Origin of the sequence: Modestobacter sp. VKM Ac-2982 (assembly GCF_026967935.1) — a bacterium.
Taxonomy (GTDB): Bacteria; Actinomycetota; Actinomycetes; order Mycobacteriales; family Geodermatophilaceae; genus Modestobacter.
Window position 1 is genome coordinate 319,208 of sequence record NZ_JAPVBL010000002.1, and the last position, 17,528, is coordinate 336,735.

15 protein-coding genes and 1 riboswitch are annotated in these 17,528 nt (G+C 74.1%); of the genes, 11 read left to right on the forward strand and 4 right to left on the reverse strand.

Annotated features, from left to right (window positions below; genetic code table 11):
- The first annotated feature begins 136 nt into the window (after positions 1–136).
- Genes paaK through paaZ form a run of 3 tightly spaced genes read left to right on the forward strand, consistent with a single transcriptional unit; the run spans position 137 to position 4,169 of the window.
- Complete coding sequence (gene paaK / locus O2W20_RS08470) at positions 137–1,489, forward strand: phenylacetate--CoA ligase PaaK (RefSeq protein ID WP_269173078.1); 1,353 nt, start codon at positions 137–139, stop codon at positions 1,487–1,489.
- Positions 1,489–2,115: a TetR/AcrR family transcriptional regulator gene (locus O2W20_RS08475; RefSeq protein ID WP_269173077.1), complete on the forward strand. Its 627-nt coding sequence runs from the start codon at positions 1,489–1,491 to the stop codon at positions 2,113–2,115. The genes paaK and O2W20_RS08475 overlap by 1 nt, the downstream gene beginning before the upstream one ends.
- Positions 2,112–4,169 (forward strand): phenylacetic acid degradation bifunctional protein PaaZ, encoded by a 2,058-nt coding sequence (gene paaZ, locus O2W20_RS08480; protein WP_269173076.1) that lies wholly within the window; start codon positions 2,112–2,114, stop codon positions 4,167–4,169. Before O2W20_RS08475 ends, paaZ begins: the two co-directional genes overlap by 4 nt.
- Positions 4,170–4,193: 24 nt before the next feature.
- Here paaZ and O2W20_RS08485 read toward each other — a convergent pair whose 3' ends face one another.
- Both O2W20_RS08485 and O2W20_RS08490 read right to left on the reverse strand, forming a co-directional pair.
- Positions 4,194–5,024 carry an IclR family transcriptional regulator domain-containing protein gene (locus tag O2W20_RS08485; protein WP_269173075.1) on the reverse strand — a complete coding sequence of 277 codons (831 nt, stop codon included), beginning with the start codon at positions 5,022–5,024 and terminating at the stop codon, positions 4,194–4,196.
- A gap of 71 nt (positions 5,025–5,095) precedes the next feature.
- A complete protein-coding gene (locus O2W20_RS08490; RefSeq protein ID WP_269173074.1) occupies positions 5,096–6,598 on the reverse strand; it encodes an amidohydrolase family protein in 1,503 nt (500 codons plus the stop codon).
- 220 nt (positions 6,599–6,818) lie between these two features.
- Here O2W20_RS08490 and O2W20_RS08495 point away from each other — a divergent pair, with 220 nt between their 5' ends.
- The 7 genes from O2W20_RS08495 to O2W20_RS08525 all read left to right on the forward strand — a co-directional run bounded on the left by O2W20_RS08495 (position 6,819) and on the right by O2W20_RS08525 (position 13,131).
- On the forward strand, positions 6,819–8,006 hold the full coding sequence (locus O2W20_RS08495; protein WP_269173073.1) for a CaiB/BaiF CoA transferase family protein: 1,188 nt from the start codon (positions 6,819–6,821) through the stop codon (positions 8,004–8,006).
- Positions 8,003–8,827: a citryl-CoA lyase gene (locus O2W20_RS08500; protein WP_269173072.1), complete on the forward strand. Its 825-nt coding sequence runs from the start codon at positions 8,003–8,005 to the stop codon at positions 8,825–8,827. Before O2W20_RS08495 ends, O2W20_RS08500 begins: the two co-directional genes overlap by 4 nt.
- A complete protein-coding gene (locus tag O2W20_RS08505; protein ID WP_269171469.1) occupies positions 8,820–9,701 on the forward strand; it encodes an extradiol ring-cleavage dioxygenase in 882 nt (293 codons plus the stop codon). The genes O2W20_RS08500 and O2W20_RS08505 overlap by 8 nt, the downstream gene beginning before the upstream one ends.
- The gene (locus O2W20_RS08510; protein WP_269173071.1) at positions 9,698–10,057 is read left to right on the forward strand and encodes a hypothetical protein; all 360 of its coding nucleotides are present in this window, start codon (positions 9,698–9,700) and stop codon (positions 10,055–10,057) included. Before O2W20_RS08505 ends, O2W20_RS08510 begins: the two co-directional genes overlap by 4 nt.
- A gap of 4 nt (positions 10,058–10,061) precedes the next feature.
- Positions 10,062–11,036: a quinone oxidoreductase family protein gene (locus O2W20_RS08515; protein ID WP_269173070.1), complete on the forward strand. Its 975-nt coding sequence runs from the start codon at positions 10,062–10,064 to the stop codon at positions 11,034–11,036.
- Between the two features lie 157 nt (positions 11,037–11,193).
- A riboswitch (cyclic di-AMP (ydaO/yuaA leader) is annotated at positions 11,194–11,346 on the forward strand.
- A gap of 21 nt (positions 11,347–11,367) precedes the next feature.
- A complete protein-coding gene (locus O2W20_RS08520; protein ID WP_269173069.1) occupies positions 11,368–12,261 on the forward strand; it encodes a hypothetical protein in 894 nt (297 codons plus the stop codon).
- A gap of 42 nt (positions 12,262–12,303) precedes the next feature.
- The gene (locus O2W20_RS08525; protein WP_269173068.1) at positions 12,304–13,131 is read left to right on the forward strand and encodes an alpha/beta hydrolase; all 828 of its coding nucleotides are present in this window, start codon (positions 12,304–12,306) and stop codon (positions 13,129–13,131) included.
- Between the two features lie 75 nt (positions 13,132–13,206).
- Here the strand turns inward: O2W20_RS08525 and O2W20_RS08530 are convergent, their stop codons facing one another.
- Together O2W20_RS08530 and O2W20_RS08535 are read right to left on the reverse strand one after the other, a co-directional pair.
- A complete protein-coding gene (locus O2W20_RS08530) occupies positions 13,207–14,673 on the reverse strand; it encodes a protein adenylyltransferase SelO (protein ID WP_269173067.1) in 1,467 nt (488 codons plus the stop codon).
- Positions 14,674–14,725: 52 nt separating this feature from the next.
- The gene (locus O2W20_RS08535) at positions 14,726–15,595 is read right to left on the reverse strand and encodes an NmrA family NAD(P)-binding protein (RefSeq protein WP_269173066.1); all 870 of its coding nucleotides are present in this window, start codon (positions 15,593–15,595) and stop codon (positions 14,726–14,728) included.
- A 156-nt stretch (positions 15,596–15,751) separates the two neighbouring features.
- Between O2W20_RS08535 and O2W20_RS08540 the strand changes: the two genes are divergently transcribed.
- Complete coding sequence (locus O2W20_RS08540) at positions 15,752–17,521, forward strand: DUF2207 domain-containing protein (protein WP_269173065.1); 1,770 nt, start codon at positions 15,752–15,754, stop codon at positions 17,519–17,521.
- Positions 17,522–17,528: the final 7 nt, after the last annotated feature.

Below are 17,528 nucleotides of genomic sequence, written 5' to 3' on the forward strand. Positions count from 1 at the left end.
ACCGGACGGCGCGGCGCGGGTTGACAGCCGTCCCGGCGAGGAGTTGGTTACTGACCACCTGGACGGTATTTGGGTGCCCCATGCGCCCTGCCGGCCGGCCGGCAACGACGCTCGGCGACCGCGGAGGACACAGCGCATGACCACAGCGACCGGGACCACGGGCACGAACGAGAGCTCCCGCCGGCTGGGCTCGGCGCCCGACCCCGCCCAGCTCGACCCGGCGGAGCGGATGGGCGTCGACGAGCTGCGTGCCCTCCAGCTGGAGCGCCTGCAGTGGACCTTGCACCACGTCTACGCGAACGTCCCGCACTACCGGGCGGCGTTCGACGCCGCCGGCGTGCACCCTGACGACTGCCGGGAGCTGGCCGACCTGGCACGCTTCCCGACCACGAGCAAGGCCGACCTGCGGGAGAACTACCCGTTCGGGATGTTCGCCGTCCCGCAGGAGGAGGTCCGCCGGGTGCACGCCTCCTCCGGCACGACCGGGCGGCCGACCGTCGTCGGCTACACCGAGGCCGACATCGACACCTGGGCCACCGTCATGGCCCGGTCCATCCGCGCGGCCGGCGGTCGCCCGGGGGACAAGCTGCACAACGCCTACGGCTACGGGCTGTTCACCGGCGGGCTCGGGGCGCACTACGGCGCGGAGAAGCTCGGCTGCACCGTCATCCCGGTCTCCGGCGGCATGACGCCCCGCCAGGTGCAGCTGATCCAGGACTTCCAGCCGCGGGTGATCATGGTGACGCCGTCCTACCTGCTCACGATCATCGACGAGTTCGAGAAGCAGGGCCTCGACCCGCGCGCCTGCTCCCTGCAGATCGGCATCTTCGGCGCCGAGCCGTGGACCGAGGAGATGCGCCGGGAGATGGAGGAGCGCCTGGACATCGAGGCGATCGACATCTACGGGCTGTCGGAGGTCATGGGCCCCGGCATCGCCCAGGAGTGCGTCGAGACCAAGGACGGCCTGCACATCTGGGAGGACCACTTCTACCCGGAGGTCATCGACCCGGACACCGGCGCGGTGCTTCCGGAGGGCGAGCAGGGCGAGCTGGTGTTCACCTCGCTGACCAAGCAGGCGATGCCGGTCATCCGCTACCGCACCCGCGACCTCACCCGGCTGCTGCCGGGCACCGCCCGGCCGGGCATGCGCCGGATGGAGAAGGTGACCGGCCGGACCGACGACATGATCATCCTGCGCGGGGTCAACGTCTTCCCGACCCAGATCGAGGAGGTGGTGCTCCGGACGCCGGGGCTCTCGCCGCACTTCTCCCTCGAGCTGACCAGCCGCGGCCGGATGGACCACCTGACCGTGCACGTGGAGGCCCGGCCGGACTGCCCGGCCGACCGGCGCGCCGCTGCGGGCCGGGAGGTCGGCGCGGCGGTGAAGGACACCATCGGGGTCACCGTCGACGTGTCGGTCGTCGACCCGGAGACGCTGGCCCGCTCGGTCGGCAAGCTGCAGCGGCTCACGGATCGCCGGGAGCGCTGATGACCGTGATCCCGGCGCGGCGGGGGAGGCCCGGGCACTCGCTGGACTCGTTGCTGGACACCGCGGTGGCCGTGTTCATCGAGCGCGGGTACGAGGCGACGAGCATGGACGAGCTGGCGGCCCGGCTCGGCGTCACCAAGTCGGCGATCTACCACCACGTGCCGAGCAAGGTGGAGCTGCTCCGGCTCGCCCTGGACCGCGCGCTCAATGCGCTGTTCGCCGTCCTCGACGAGCCGGGGGCGCTCGACGGCCCCGCCATCGACCGGTTGGAGCACGTCGTCCGCGGGTCGGTGCGGGTGCTGACCACCCACCTGCCGTTCGTCACCCTGCTGCTGCGGGTGCGCGGGAACTCCGCGGTCGAGTCCGAGGCGCTGGAGCGGCGCCGTGAGTTCGACCGGATCGTCACCGACCTGGTCCGCGCGGCCGAGTCCGACGGCGACGTGCGGCCCGACGTCGACCCCGCGGTGACCAGCCGGCTGCTGTTCGGCACCGTCAACTCCCTCACCGAGTGGTACCGACCCGGTCGCGGCCTGGACGCCGAGGCGCTGGCCGACGCGCTCGTCACGACCACCTTCAGCGGCCTGCGCACGGCGGCCGTCCCCGTCACCCCGGAGGCACTCCGATGACCGCACCGCTGCTGCCGAGCTACGTCGCCGGCCGCTGGTACACCGCCCCCGACGAGGGGACGCCGATCGCCGACGCCGTCACCGGCGAGACCGTCGTCCGGATGTCCAGCACCGGGCTCGACGTGCCGGCGATGCTCGACCACGCCCGCTCGGTGGGCGGCCCGGCGCTGCGCGAGCTGACCTTCCACCAGCGTGCGGCGCTGCTCAAGCAGCTGGGCCTGCGGCTGATGGCGGAGAAGGACGCGTTCTACGCGCTGTCCCGGCGCACCGGCTGCACCGACCGGGACACCGCCGTGGACGTCGACGGCGGCTTCGGCACGCTGCTGTCCTACGCCAGCAAGGCGCGCCGGGAGCTGCCCGACGACACCGTCGTCCTGGACGGCGCCCCCGAGCCGCTGGGCCGGGGCGGCACCTTCCTGGGCCAGCACCTGTACACCCCGATGCGCGGGGTCGCGGTCCAGGTCAACGCCTTCAACTTCCCGGTCTGGGGCTTCCTGGAGAAGTTCGCCCCCGCCTTCATCGCCGGCGTCCCGACCGTGGTGAAGCCGGGCAGCCAGACCGCCTACCTGACCGAGGCCGTCGTCCGCTCGATCGTGGACAGCGGCCTGCTGCCGGAGGGCAGCGTGCAGCTGCTGGCCGGCAGCGCTGCCGGCGTCCTGGACGGGCTGGCCGGGCAGGACCTGGTCTTCTTCACCGGCTCGGCGTCCACCGCCCGCAAGCTGCGCAGCCACCCGGCGGTGGTGGCGAACTCCGTCCGGTTCAACGCCGAGGCCGACTCGCTCAACTGCGCGGTGCTCGGCCCCGACGCCGGCCCGGACACCCCCGAGTTCGGCCTGTTCGTCGACCAGCTGGTCACCGAGATGACGGTCAAGGCGGGGCAGAAGTGCACCGCCATCCGCCGGGCGCTGGTGCCCCGCGACCTGGTGGACGACGTCGTCGAGGCGACCCGCGCGAAGCTGGCCGACGTCGTGGTCGGTGCGCCGGGCGCCGAGGGCGTCGCGATGGGCCCGCTGGCCAGCCTGGACCAGCGGCAGGAGGTGCTCCGCGCGGTGAAGGCGCTGCGCGGGGTCGCCGACCTGGTCGCCGGTGACCCGGACGACTTCTCCGTGGTCGGTGCCGACCGTGACCGGGGCGCCTTCCTGCCCCCGATGCTGCTGCGCTGCGACGACCTGTCCGCCGGCGAGCCGCACGACGTCGAGGCGTTCGGGCCGGTGAGCACCGTGCTGCCCTACGACGGCGTCGAGCAGGCGGTCGAACTGGCCGCCCGCGGGCAGGGCAGCCTGGTCGGCTCGGTCGTCACCCACGACCAGGGGTTCGCCCGCGCCTTCGTGCGGGGTGCGGCGCACTCGCACGGTCGCATCCTGGTGCTGGACCGGGACGACGCGAAGGAGAACACCGGGCACGGCTCGCCGCTGCCGGTGCTGGTGCACGGTGGCCCGGGCCGGGCCGGTGGTGGGGAGGAGCTCGGCGGCATCCGCGGGGTGCTGCACCACATGCAGCGCACCGCCGTGCAGGGCTCGCCGGACATGCTCACCACGATCGGCGGGCGCTGGGTGACCGGCGCCCAGCGGCGTGAGGACGACGTCCACCCCTTCCGCAAGTCGCTGGCCGAGCTGCGGATCGGGGACTCGGTGACCGCCGGGCCCCGGGCGGTCACCCTCGCCGACATCGAGCACTTCGCCGAGTTCACCGGCGACACCTTCTACGCCCACATGGACGAGGCGGCCGCCGCGGCCAACCCGCTGTTCGGCGGGCGGGTCGCGCACGGCTACCTGATCGTCTCCTGGGCCGCCGGGCTGTTCGTCGACCCCGACCCGGGCCCGGTGCTGGCCAACTACGGGGTGGACGCCCTGCGGTTCCTCACCCCGGTGAAGCCGGGGGCGGAGCTCACCGTGACGCTCACCTGCAAGCAGATCACCCCCCGGGGTGGCGCCGAACACGGCGAGGTGCGCTGGGATGCGGTCGTCGTCGACGGCGACGGGCAGCCGGTGGCCACCTACGACGTGCTCACCATGGTGGCCAAGACCTGGCCGCCGGCGGCCGACCCGAGCTGAGCGGCGACCAGCGACGGACCGGGGTCAGCCGGCGGCGGTCGAGTCGTCCGGCCGGCGGGCGACCTCGACGTGCGGCCGGGTCTGCCACAGCGCCCACTCGGCGCTGACGTCCCCGGCGGTGCGCAGCAGCCGGGGGAGGTGCTCGGTGAGCAGCTGGTCGGTCGAGGTCTCCGCGGCGTGCACGGTCACGTTCATCGCGGCGCGCACGGCGCCGGCCCCGTCCCGGACGGGCACGGCGACCGAGCGGACGCCGGGGGCGAGCTCCTCGTCGGCCAGCGCCCAGCCGCGGGCGCGCACCTCGGTCAGCTCGGCCTGCAGCTGGTCGGCGGAGCGGCCGATGTAGGCCGGGAGCCCGGCGCGGCTCGGCTGGGCCAGCGTGGCGTCCAGCTCGGCGGGGGAGAGGGCGGCGAGCAACACCTTGCCCTGCGAGGTCTGCACGGCGGGGAACCGCGTGCCGATCTCCACCCGCAGCGTGATCAGCTTCGGCACGGCCACCCGGGCGACGTAGACGATGTCCGAGCCGTCGAGCTGGGCCATCGAGGAGGACTCACCGGTCTGCACGACCAGCGCCTCCAGGTGCGGGCGCGCGATCTCCCACAGCCCCAGGGCCCCGACGTAGGCCATGCCGAGAGTGAGCACCTTCGGGGTGAGCCGGAAGGCGCCGGTGGACGAGCGGACGAACCCGAGCTCCTCCAGGGTGAGCAGCAGCCGACGCGCGGTCGGCCGGGCCAGTCCGGCGGCGGCGGCGACGTCGCTGAGCGACATGACCGGATGGTCGGCGTCGAAGCAGGCCAGCACGTCCAGACCGCGTGCCAGCGCCTCCACGAAGTCGGGCCCCGTGCCCCGTCCTGCCACCGTGCGCCACCTTCCGTCCGATTGCTGCTGGTGCGTCGCACCGCGCCGGGCCGGCGCGGTGCGACGGGTGCTCAGTGTGAGGTGTGCTGGTCGAGCGAGGGCTCGCCGAACACGTTGCCCCGGGCTCCGTGGGTGGAGTGGGACTTGTACTCGGTGTAGGTGTACGGGTTGTCCAGCACGTCGTCGTCCGGCAGCGCCGGGTTCATGCCGGCTGCCCATGCCTCCGGGCCGAGGGTCGACTGCAGGTGCTCGACCGTCGCGTCGACGGTCCGCCGCACTGCGGCCAGGTCGGCGCCGACCAGCTGGTGCTCGTGCTTCACCACGCGGCCGCCGACGAGCACGGTGTGCACGTCGCCGCGCTGGGCCTGGAAGGCCACGTGCCCGTAGGGGTTCAGCAGCGGGAAGGAGACCGGCGACCGGTCGTTCTTGATCAGCACGACGTCGCCCTGCTTGCCCGGCTCCAGGCTGCCCAGGTCGTCGCGGCCCAGTGCCTGCGCGCCGCCGCGGGTGGCCCAGTCGACGACCTGCTCGGCCCGCAGGTGCACCTGGGTGACCGTCTGCCCCTGGGAGTGCGCCTCCAGGTGCTCCCGCGACCGGTCGGCGCCCAGCGTGCTGCGCATCGCGGAGAACAGGTCGCTGCTCCACCACACGCTGGTGTCCATCGACAACGAGACCGGGATGCCGTGCTTGCGCACCTGCCAGGTGGGCGGGTAGCCCTGCCCGGCGCTCTGCTCGGACTCCGTGGACACCGAGATGGAGCCGCCGGTCGCGGCGATCCGGTGGTAGGAGTCGGTGGTCAGCGTGGCGGCGTGCACGTACACCGTCTCAGGGGTCATGAAGCCGTTCTCGTGCATCAGCCGGATGCCCTCGTCGCCGGTGGCCCCCCAGACGCCGGCGTGCGTGGTGACCGGCAGGCCGAGCTCGCGCGCCACCTCGAAGGCCGGCTTCTCCGGGAACGCCGGGTCACCGGTGACGTCGAAGGCCAGTTGCAGGCCGAGCTTGCCCTCGTCCTGGCGACGCTTCAGGAACGCCTGCACGGCCGGGTCGGTGGCCCACTCCCACGGGCCGGCCTGGATGTTGCCGTAGGCCAGCAGGAACCGGCCGGGCACCGCGAGCAGGGCGTCGGCGGCGGCCTCGGCGTGGTCGACGGTCTGCAGCCCGTGCGACCAGTCGACGGTGGTGGTCACCCCGGCCTCGACCGCGTCCCAGGCCGAGAGCAGGTTGCCGGCGTAGACGTCGTCGGGACGGAACGCCTTGCCGTGCTCCAGGTAGTACCAGACGAAGTACTGGGTGAGCGTCCAGTCGGCGCCGTAGCCGCGCATCGCGGTCTGCCACATGTGCCGGTGGGTGTCGATCATGCCGGGCATCACGACGCCGCCCTGTGCGTCGATCTCCAGGGTCCCGGCCGGGACGTCGAGCTGCCGGCCGACGGCGGCGATCTTCCCGTCCACGACGAGGACGTCGGCGTCGGGCAGCACGGTGTGTGCGTCGTCCATGGTCAGCACGGTGCCGTTGCGCAGCACGACCGGGCGGTCGGTCGCCTGCCCCGCGACGTGGGTGTCGGGCTGGGACATCGTCTTCCTCCAGGCCGTCACCGGGACTGTTGCGGACGATTGTCCGCAGAACGGTCAGCCTGGCGACCGTCCCACTCTCGGGGTGATCGCGGCCACATGTCAAGGCGGGCCTCGGAGGCTCGCTTGTAGTTGACAGTGACGCTGCGCGGTGGTGAGACTCGACGCAGTTCCGGACGCCCGTCCGCTTGACGGCGAAACACCGCTCGAGGGGCCACACCCGATGACCGAACACCCACTGCCGCCCGGCAGCTCGCCGGGCCGGGGGCCGCTCTCCGGCCTGCTGGTGGCCGACTTCTCCCGGGTCCTCGCCGGGCCCTACGCCAGCATGCTGCTGGCCGACATGGGGGCCGAGGTGGTCAAGGTGGAGAGCCCCGCCGGCGACGACACCCGCAGCTGGCAGCCGCCGGTGCGCGAGGGCGTCTCGACCTACTACCTGGGCGTGAACCGCAACAAGCGGTCCATCGCCCTGGACCTCAAGGACCCCGACGACGCCGCCGCGGCCCAGGAGCTGGCCCGGCGCGCCGACATCGTCATCGAGAACTTCAAGACCGGCGGGCTGGGCCGCTTCGGCCTGGACTACGCGACGGTCAGCGCGACGAACCCCGGCGTCGTCTACGCGTCGATCACCGGCTTCGGCAGCGGGCCGGCCGGAGCGCCGCTCCCGGGGTACGACCTGATCGTGCAGGCGATCTCCGGCCTGATGAGCCTCACCGGCGACCCCGAGGGCGAGCCGTTCCGGGCCGGCATCTCCGTCTTCGACGTCATGGCCGGCCTGCACGCCACCATCGGCGTGCTCTCGGCGCTGAACGTCCGGCACGAGACCGGTCGCGGCCAGCACGTCGAGGTCAACCTGCTGTCCTCCGCCCTGTCCGGGCTGGTCAACCACGCCAGCGCCGTCGTCGCCGGTGGCGTCGTCCCGTTCCGGATGGGCAACAGCCACCCGAGCCTGTTCCCCTACGAGCCGCTCCCGTGCGCCGACGGCGACCTGATCATCACCGCCGGCAACAACGGCCAGTTCCGCCGGCTGGTCGAGGTGCTCGGCGTGCCCGAGCTCGCCGACGACCCGCGGTTCGCCCGCAACGAGGACCGCACGGCCAACCGGGACGAGCTGCGCCCGCTGCTGGTCGAGCGGCTCAGCACCCGGTCCAAGCGGGACTGGTTCGACGACATCATCGCCGCGGGCGTGCCCTGCGGGCCGATCAACACCGTCGACCAGGGGGTGGCCTTCGCCGAGTCGATCGGCCTGGACCCGGTGGTGACCGTGGGGGAGGGCGAGGCGGCAGTCCCCTCGGTCCGCCACCCGATCACCTTCTCCGAGACCCCGGCCGACTACCGGCTGCCGCCGCCGGCCCTGGACGAGCACGGTGCCGAGCTGCGACGGTGGCTGGCCACCGAGGAGGACGCGTGACCACCCCCGAGTACCCGACCGCGCTGGGCGCCTCCAGCCGCGAGTCGATCACGCTGCTGGGCACCGACCTGGCCCGCGACGTCATGGGCACCGTCGGCTTCGGCGAGCTGGCCTTCTGGCTGGCCACCCAGCGGCGGCCCACGCCGGGGGAGACCCGGGTCTTCGAGGCGGTGCTGGCCGCGCTCGCCGACCACGGCTTCACCCCGACCGCGATCGTCACCCGGCTCACCTACCTGTCGGCACCGGACTCGGTGCAGGGGGCGCTCGCCGCCGGCCTGCTCGGCGGTGGCTCCCGGTTCCTCGGCGTCACCGAGGACTCCGGCCGCTTCCTGGACGACGTGCTGAAGGGCGTGGACGGCGCGCTGCCGACCGACGACGCGGGCTGGGACGGCCTGGCCCTGGAGACGGTGACCGCCCAGCGGGCGGCGCGGCGCTTCGTCCCCGGGCTCGGCCACCACGTGCACAAGGACGGCGACCCGCGCACCCCCCGGCTGTTCGAGATCGCGACCGAGGAGGGGCTGTTCGGCCCGCACCTGTCGCTGTTCGCCGCGATCGGCCGGGTCCACCCCCAGGTGCTCGGCAAGACCCTGCCGCTCAACGGGGCCGGGGTGTGCGGTGCGGCGCTGGCCGACCTGGGCCTGCCGCTGGAGCTGCTCCGCGGCTTCGCCCTGCTCGCCCGCACGGCCGGGCTGATCGGGCAGCTGGCCGAGGAGCTGCGGCACCCGGTCGCCAACGACGTCTTCCTGTCCGTGGACCTCAACAACCGGTCCGTCGCCCCCGACCCGTACGTCCCTGACCTCAACGGAGACAGTCATGGCTGAACTGGCCGCGGTCATCGCGTCCACCCACCACCCCTTCTACTACCGGGCGAGCACGGCCACCGGTGCGGACCGGCCGCCGTTCGCCGACGAGTGGGTGGCGAAGATCGAGGCGTTCCGGGAGACGCTCACCCGCGCGGAGCCCGACGTCCTGGTGATGGTCGGCAGCGACCACTTCCACCAGCTGTGGCTGGACAACATGCCGCAGTTCCTGGTGGGCAAGGCGCCGTTCTTCGACGCCAACTTCCACAACGAGGAGCGGGAGTTCGGGCTGCCGAAGATGACGTTGCGCGGTGAGGAGGACCTGGCGGCGCACCTGCTGCGGGACGGGCTGGACCGGGACTTCGACCTGGCGTTCAGCAACGAGCTGCGGATCGACCACAGCATCACCTGCCCGATCATCACGCTGCGCCCGCAGGCGGACCTGCCGATCGTGCCGATCTACACCAACATCTTCGCCCCGCCGCTGCCGCAGCCCAAGCGGTTCGTGCAGCTGGGCCGGGCGATCCGGGAGATGGTCGAGTCCTGGGAGAGCGACAAGCGGGTGGCGGTGATCGGCACCGGGCACCTGTCCCTGGAACTCGGCGGGCCGCGGCAGTTCGGTGAGCACGGGCCGGACCCGGAGTTCGACCGCAAGGCCGTCGAGTGGATCGCCAGCGGTGACATCGAGGGCTGCCTGGCCGAGGTCTCCCTGGAGTCCCTGCACCACCCGGGCAACGCCACCCACGGGTTCATGGACTTCATGCTGATGATGGGCGTGGCCGGGGAGGGCGCGAAGGCCGACCACGTGGACACCCTGGACCTGTTCCACACCATGGAGGCCTACTTCACCTGGTACCCCAACGGGGTCCCGAGCGGCAGCGGGGTGTCGGCATGAGCAAGTACCTGCTGGACAAGTTCCTCTACACCGTGGACCGGGACCCGGAGCTGACCGAGCGCTACCGGGAGGACCCGGCCGGCACGGTCACCTGGTGGGAGGCCGAGATGGCCAACACCGTCCTGAACTGCATCCCGGCGGAGAAGACCACCTGGCTGGCCTTCACCGACGCCGAACGGCGGGCGCTGGCCGAGCACGACCACGTCGCACTGTTCGAGATGGGCGCGCACCCGTTCCTGACGCTCACCCTCTTCATCGCGCTCTTCGAGCGCGACCACGGGCCGATGGAGTACCAGCGCGCCTACGGCAAGGCGATGGAGCACATCTCCATGCCCTACCCCGACATCGCGACCTGAGCCGGTGCGCGCCGCCGTCCTGACCCGGCCGGGCGAGACACCGGCCCTCGCGGAGCACCCGGACCCGGTGCCCGGCGAGGGCCGGACCCTGGTCCGGGTGACCGCCGCACCGATCGTGCCGCTGGACCTGCTCTGCGCCTCCGGGACGTCGTACTTCGGCCGCCCGGCCGTCCCCTACGTGCCCGGCGTGCAGGGGGTGGGGGTCGTGGTGTCGTCGGCGGTGCTGGCGCCCGGCACCCGGGTCTGGTTCGCCACCTCCGCGGGCATGAGCCCGGGCGATGGCAGCCTGGGCGAGCTCTGCGGCGTGCCGGACGCCGACGTCGTCCCGCTCGCCGGGGACCTGCCCGACCCGGTCGTGGCAGCGCTGGGGCTGTCGGCCGTCGCCGGCTGGATGGCGTTGACCTGGCGCGGCCGGTTGCAGCCGGGGGAGCGGGTGCTGGTGCTCGGTGCCGGGGGTGCAGTCGGCCAGGCCGCGCTGGGGGCCGCCCGCGCGCTGGGGGCCGGGCGGGTGGTCGGGGTCTGCCGCTCGCCGTCCGCAGCGGACCGTGCCCGCCAGGCCGGCGCCGAGGACGTCGTCCTCACCGGGGACGGCGGCGACCTGGCTGCCCGTATCCGGCAGACGGTCGGCTCGGACGTCGACCTCGTCGTCGACCCGGTGTTCGGTGCCGTGGCCGCGGCGGCGTGCTCGGTGCTGGCGCCCGGTGGGCGGCTGGTCAACCTGGGTGGCGCGGCCGGGGACGCCGCCGAGTTCTCCTCCGCCGTGCTGCGCAGCCGGAGCATCGACGTGCTCGGCTACACCAACAACGCGCTCACCGGCGAGCAGCGGGCCGCCGCGCTGACCGCGGTGCTGCGGCACGCCGCGGCCGGGCAGCTCCGCGTGGAGCACGCCGTCCTCCCGCTGGCGCGGGTCGAGGAGGCCTGGGCGGCCACCGCGGCCGGGGGCGGGAGCCGGTCCGTCGTCGAGCTGCCGGTGCCTTGACCGAGGACCGCCGGTGGTGACGGATGGGACGGGTGTGTCCGGAGAGTGACGCGACCACCGTCACCCGATGAAATGCGGGCGACGGATTGTCACGACTACATAACGCCGTTAGGTTTGCCGGGTCCAGTCGGTCGCCACGTCCCCACCCGGGGAGCCCGACCGGACGCCGCCGAGTCGCCCTCCGGGGCGAGCCGGGGACCCACCGCACCACTGGGGTGAATCCCGCGCCCGGACGAGGAGTCCGGGCAGGGTAGGGCTGCTTCCCGCCCGAACCCGTCAGCTGACCTGGTAGGCGGCCATCGGAAGACACCTGTACGGAGCACTCCTGCCCATGCGCGCCCGCACCACCACCTCCAGCTCCACCAGCCGCCGGCGTCCGCCGGCCGGCGTCCGCCGGCCCGGGCTCTACCTCGCCGTCGCGGCGGCCGGTGCCGTCCTGGTCAACGTCGTCGTGGGCGCCGGCCCGGCGGCCCAGGCCGACCCCGTGGCCTCGGAGCCGGTGAGCGTCGCCGCGCAGCTGGGGCTGGCCGCCGAGTCCGGCGCCGTCGACGGGACCGAGGACCTCCGGCCGCTCGAGGAGCTGGCAGCCAGCCGGGCCACCCGGGAGGCCGAGCAGACCGCCGCCCAGCAGGCCCAGGCCGCGGCCGACCAGGCCGTGCTCGACCAGCAGGCAGCGGAGGCGGAGGCAGCACGCCTCGCCGCCGAGGCCGCGGCCGCCGCTGAGGCCGAGGCCGCTCGGGTCGCCGCCGAGGCCGCCGCTGCTGAGGCCGAGGCGCAGTCAGCCGCCGCCGCTCCGGCCCGGGCCGGGACCGCGGCCAAGCCCTCCGCCGCGGCGCCCTCGAGCTCCGGCACCGCGGTGACCGCGACCGCGAAGATCAGCAACTCCGCCGGACCGATCAAGCCGCAGGCGCAGGCCGCCGCGAACGCCGTGGTCAGCAACGTGCCCGGCGCCGGCTCGATCACCCTGGGCGGCACCCGGCCCAGCGCTGCCGACCCGCACGGTCACCCGTCGGGGCTGGCGGTGGACTACATGGTCATGTCCAACGCCGCCCTCGGTGACGCGATCGTCGCCTACCACGTGGCCAACTGGGCCGCGCTCGGCGTCGACTACATCATCTGGGAGCAGCGGATGCTCTCCTCGCCCGGCGGCTCCTGGAAGCAGATGGAGGACCGGGGCAGCGTGACGGCGAACCACTTCGACCACCCGCACGTCAACTACCGCTAGACGGCGCTGGCCCGGCCGCCGGCAGCGCGCCACCATGGGGTGGTGCTGCGGTCGGTGCTCCGGGCCGCGTTGATCGGTGCGATCGTGCTGGTCGTGGTGGTCGGCCTGCTGTGGACGTTCCAACGCCGGCTGGTGTACCTGCCCGACGACGGCCCGGTGCCGGCCGCCGCTGACGTCCTCCCCGGTGGCCGGGACGTCGAGCTGACCACTGCGGACGGGCTGACCCTCGGCGCGTGGTTCGTGCCCGGCGCCACGGCCGACGCCCCGGCCGTGCTCGTGGCCAACGGCAACGGCGGTCACCGCGGGGTGCGGGCCCCGCTGGCCCGGGCGCTGTCGGACGCGGGGCTGGGGGTGCTCCTGTTCGACTACCGCGGGTACGGCGGCAACCCGGGCAGCCCGAGCGAGGCCGGGTTGGCCCTGGACGTCCGCGCGGCGCGCGACTGGCTGCTGACCGACGGCGGGGTCCCCGCCGAGCGGCTCCTCTACTACGGGGAGAGCCTGGGCGCCGGCGTCGTCACCGAGCTGGCCGTCGCGCACCCGCCGGCCGGGCTGGTGCTGCGCTCACCGTTCGTCGACCTGGCCGCCGTCGGCAGCGAGCACTACCCGTTCCTGCCGGTCCGGTTGCTGCTGCGGGACCGCTACCCGGTGGAAGAGCTGGTCTCCCGGGTCGAGGAGCCCACCACCGTCGTCCTCGGCACCGCCGACTCGATCGTGCCGCCGGAGCAGAGCAGAGCGGTGGCCGCTGCCGCCGGGCAGCTGCACCGCACGGTCGAGGTGCCCGGCGCCGACCACAACGACGCCGTCCTGCTGGACGGCGACCAGCTGGTCGCCGCCGTCGTCGAACTGGCCCGCCTGACCACCGACCCCTGACCCACCAAAATGGCCATTCTGGTGGTTGGGACGGCCGGGCTCGACCACCACAATGGCCATTTTGGTGGTGCTGGGTCAGGTGCCGCAGAAGGTCTGGTAGGTGGCGCCGAAGTCGGCGGGGGCGGGGGTGGCGTACCGCTCCAGGCCCGGGCGCTCGGCGTACGGGTGGGTCACGGCGTCGAGCAGGGGACCGAGCGGGGCGAGGTCGCCTGCGGTCGCCGCGGTGAGCGCCTCCTCGACGAGGTGGTTGCGCGGGATGTAGAGCGGGTTGACCCGGTCCATGGCGTCGGCGTCCGGGGCCAGTGCGCGCCAGCGCTCCGACCACGCGTCGAACGAGGCCAGGTCCAGGGAGAGGTTGCGGACCGGGTCGACGTCGCCGCGGGCGGCGGCGCCGAGCAGCCGAAACGCCGACGTGTGGTCGACGTGGCCGGCCTGGAGCAGGCCGAGGAACTCCTCGACCAGCGGCGCGGCCACCGCGTCGTCCAGCCCGTCGGGCAGGCCCAGCTTGGCCCGCATCCCGGCCGACCAGGCTGCGTCGTACTGCGGCCGGAACTCGCCCAGAGCCGCCACCGCCAGCTCGATCGCGCGCTCCTGGTCCTCGGCGAACAGCGGCAGCAGGGCCTCGGCGAGCCGGGCGAGGTCCCACTCGGCGACGATCGGCTGGTTGCCGTAGGCGTAGCGCCCGCCGGTGTCGATCGAGCTGTACACCGTGGCCGGGTCGTGGGCCTCCAGGAAGGCGCACGGCCCGTAGTCGATCGTCTCGCCGGAGATGGTCACGTTGTCGGTGTTCATCACGCCGTGCACGAACCCGACCTGCATCCACCGGGCCACCAGCTCGGCCTGGGCGGTGACCACCGCGGCGAAGAGCGCGAGGTACGGGTTCTCGGCCTGCGCGGCGTCCGGGTGGTGCCGGCTGATCGCGTGGTCGGCGAGCCGGCGCAGCAGCTCGGCGTCCCCGCTGACCCGGGCGTACTGGAAGCTGCCCACCCGCAGGTGGCTGCTCGCCACCCGGGCCAGGACGGCGCCGGGCAGCAGCGTCTCCCGGCGCACCGAGCGCCCGGTCGCGACCACGGCCAGGGAACGCGTGGTGGGGATGCCGAGGGCGTGCATCGCCTCGCTGATCACGTACTCGCGCAGCATCGGGCCGACCGCGGCCAGCCCGTCGCCGCCGCGGGCGAACGGGGTGCGCCCCGAGCCCTTGAGGTGCAGGTCGCGCAGCCGGCCCGCCACGTCGGTCAGCTCGCCGAGCAGCAGCGCCCGGCCGTCGCCCAGCCGCGGGACGAAGCCACCGAACTGGTGCCCGGCGTAGCCCTGGGCGACGGGGGTGGCCCCGGCCGGGACGGCGGTGCCGACCAGCAGGCGCAGCCCCTCGGCGGTCCGCAGCGTGGCGGGGTCGAGCCCGAGCTCGGCGGCCAACGGCTCGTTGAGCAGGAGCAGCCGGGGATCCGGGGCGTCGTCGGCCTGCCAGGCGACGGCCAGCTCCGGCAGCTCCCGGGCGAAGCGATGGTCCAGGCTGAGGGTCGGTGCCGGTGCGAGACTCACCCCACCGAGGCTACGTCCGATCCCGGGAGCTGCCAGTCGCAGCAGCGTCGGCTCAGAGGTGCGGCGCCAGCTGCTCGACGGCCCAGGAGCGCAGCGTGGTCGGCGTCGTGGTGAGCACCGAACGGGGATCAGCCGGCATGAAGTCCTCCCGCAAGCCGCGGCCCATCCCGACGAACCCCTCGACCTGGGCCTCGGACAGCCCCGCCGCCCGGAGGCCGGCGCGCAGGTCGTCGTCGCCGATCTGCTCCGCCCGGACCCGCCGGCCGGTGACCGCAGCCACGATGCCGGCCACGGTCTCGAAGGTGAGGTCTGTCGGCCCGTGCACGGCGAGCACCCGCCGGCCGGACCAGCCCGGGGACAGCAGGTTGGCCACCGCCACCTCCCCGATGTCCCGGGGGTCGACCCAGGGCATCGGCCGGTCGATCGGCATGGTGGTGCGCAGCACGCCCTCCCGCAGCCCGTCGAGGTCGGACAGCAGGTTGGTGAAGAAGTACCCGCAGCGCAGGTGGAGCACCGGGGCGCCGGTCTCCTCCAGCTGCTCCTCGGTGCGCGCGAGCCCGTCGATCTGCCCCACGCCGTGCCGCTTCTCGGCGCCGACGCTGCTCTGGAACACGACCCGGGACACCTGGTTCTCCCGCACCGCGTGTGCGGCGACCGCGCCCATCCGGGTGGACGTGGCGACCGGGTCGTCGTCCAGCGTCGGTGGATCGACCCAGTAGAGGGCGTCCGCGCCCTCGGTCGCCCGCAGCACGGTGTCCAGGTCGTCCTGGTCACCGACCACGAGGTCGACCAGCTCCCGCGTCTGCGGGTCGAGCTTCTCCGGGGAGCGCAGCAGCAGGGTGGGCCGCCGCCCGGCCTGCAGGAGCAGCCGGACCACGCGGGAGCCCACGTGCCCGGTCGGGGTGGTGACGACGATCCTCATCGACAGCCTCCGGTGGATGCGTGTGTGCTGTGGCGTACCCGGCCATGCCAGCAGGGGGTGCCGACAGTTCTCCGACGGCCCGGCCGCGCCTCGTGCCCGGACCTCCCGGACGTCCGGGAGACTCCGCACAACGGCGGTCGACGAGGACGGTGCGACATGAGCGCGGACGGACGGCGGACAGCGGCCGGGGTGGCCGGGCTGGTGTTCCCGGCCCTGCTGCTGGCGGGGTGCACGGACGACGGCGAGGCCGAGGCCATCCGCTCCTACGAGGTCGACCTGGTGGCCGACGCCGACGGCTCGCTGGAGGTCGAGGAGACGATCGCCTACGACTTCGGCGACGAGGAGCGGCACGGGATCGAGCGGCTGATCCCCGAGCGCGCGCCCTACGAGCAGACCCGCGACCGGCTCTACCCGATCAGCGACGTCGTCGTGCAGAGCCCCACGGGCGCCCCCGCGGACACCGAGGTCACCAGCGAGGACGGCGTGCTGACCGTCCGGGTCGGGGACGAGGACACCGAGGTCACCGGCGAGCACACCTACGTGCTCCGCTACCGGGTCGCCGGCGTCGCCGACCCGGGGGACGACGGCGACCGGGTGGCCTGGAACGCCGTCGGCACCGGCTGGGAGGTGCCGATCGAGCAGGTCGACGTCCGGCTGACCGGCCCGGCGGGCGCAGCGCCGGTCGCGGGGGACTGCGTGGTCGGCACGGACGACGCCCTGATCGCCTGCCCCATGGACGTCGAGGCCGTCGGTGCGGTGCGCGGGGAGGCCGGCGGGCTCGACCCGGGGGAGGGCGTGACGGTGAGCGCCACCTACCCGGCGGGCACCTTCGCCGGCGCGGAGCCGGTGCTCGAGGAGACGTTCAGCCCGGCGCAGGCATTCCGCCTCAGCCCGGCGACCGCGGGGCTGGCCGTCGGCGGGCTGCTGCTCCTCGTCGTCCCGCCGCTGCTGCGGGCCCGGCGGAGCCGCCCGGCCAGATCGGGTCCGCGGGCGCCGCAGCTCACCCCGCCACACGACGCCCGGCCGGCCCAGCTGGGCACCGTGCTCGACGGTCGCGCCCAGCGGCACGAGGTCCTCGCCACCCTCCTGGACCTGGCCGTCCGCGGGCAGCTCCGGATCGAGGAGGTCGCCGTGGAGCCCGCTGACGACGAGCCGGACACCGACGTCCCCCCGGACTGGCGGCTGGTCCGCACGCCGGCCGACCCGCGAGGGCTCCGCCCCTACGAGCAGCAGCTCCTCGACGACGTCTTCGCCGACGGTGAGGTCGTGCTGCTGTCGGACCTGCAGTCGCGGTTCGCGGCCGTGGAGAGCCGGGCGTGCGCGGCGATGTACCGGGACGTGGTGGAGCTGGGCTGGTTCCGCGCCGACCCCGCCGCGGTCCGGCGACGTTGGTACGCCCTCGGCACCGGGGTGCTCGTCGCCGGCGTCGTGCTGACCGTCGTCCTGGCCGTCACCAGCACCTGGGCGCTGGCCGGCACCGGCGTCGTCCTGGCCGGGCTGGTCCTGCTGGGGCTGGCCGGGCGGATGCCGCAGCGCACCCCGGAGGGCGCCCAGGTGCACGAGCGGGCGGCCGCGTTCCGCGACCAGCTCGCCACCTCCGACGGGCCGTGGTCCGCCGACGCGGACCAGCTGGCCGACCTCGCCGGTGCGGCGCGCACCGACCTCCGGGTCCGGTACCTGCCGCACGCGGTGGCCCTGGGGGTGGCGGAGGAGTGGACCACCGCGGTGCAGGCGGCCGGCCCCGGCGCCACCCCCGCCTGGTACGTGCCCGCGCACGGTGCCGGGTACATCGGCGTGTGGCCGGCGCTGCTGGCGTTCTCCGCCCCGGACAACCCGGCGCTCTCCCCGCCGGCGACCGCGGGCAGCGGGACCGGCTCGACCTACGTGGGCGGCGCGGCCGGGGGAGGGGGCGGCGGCAGCTGGTGAGCCGGCG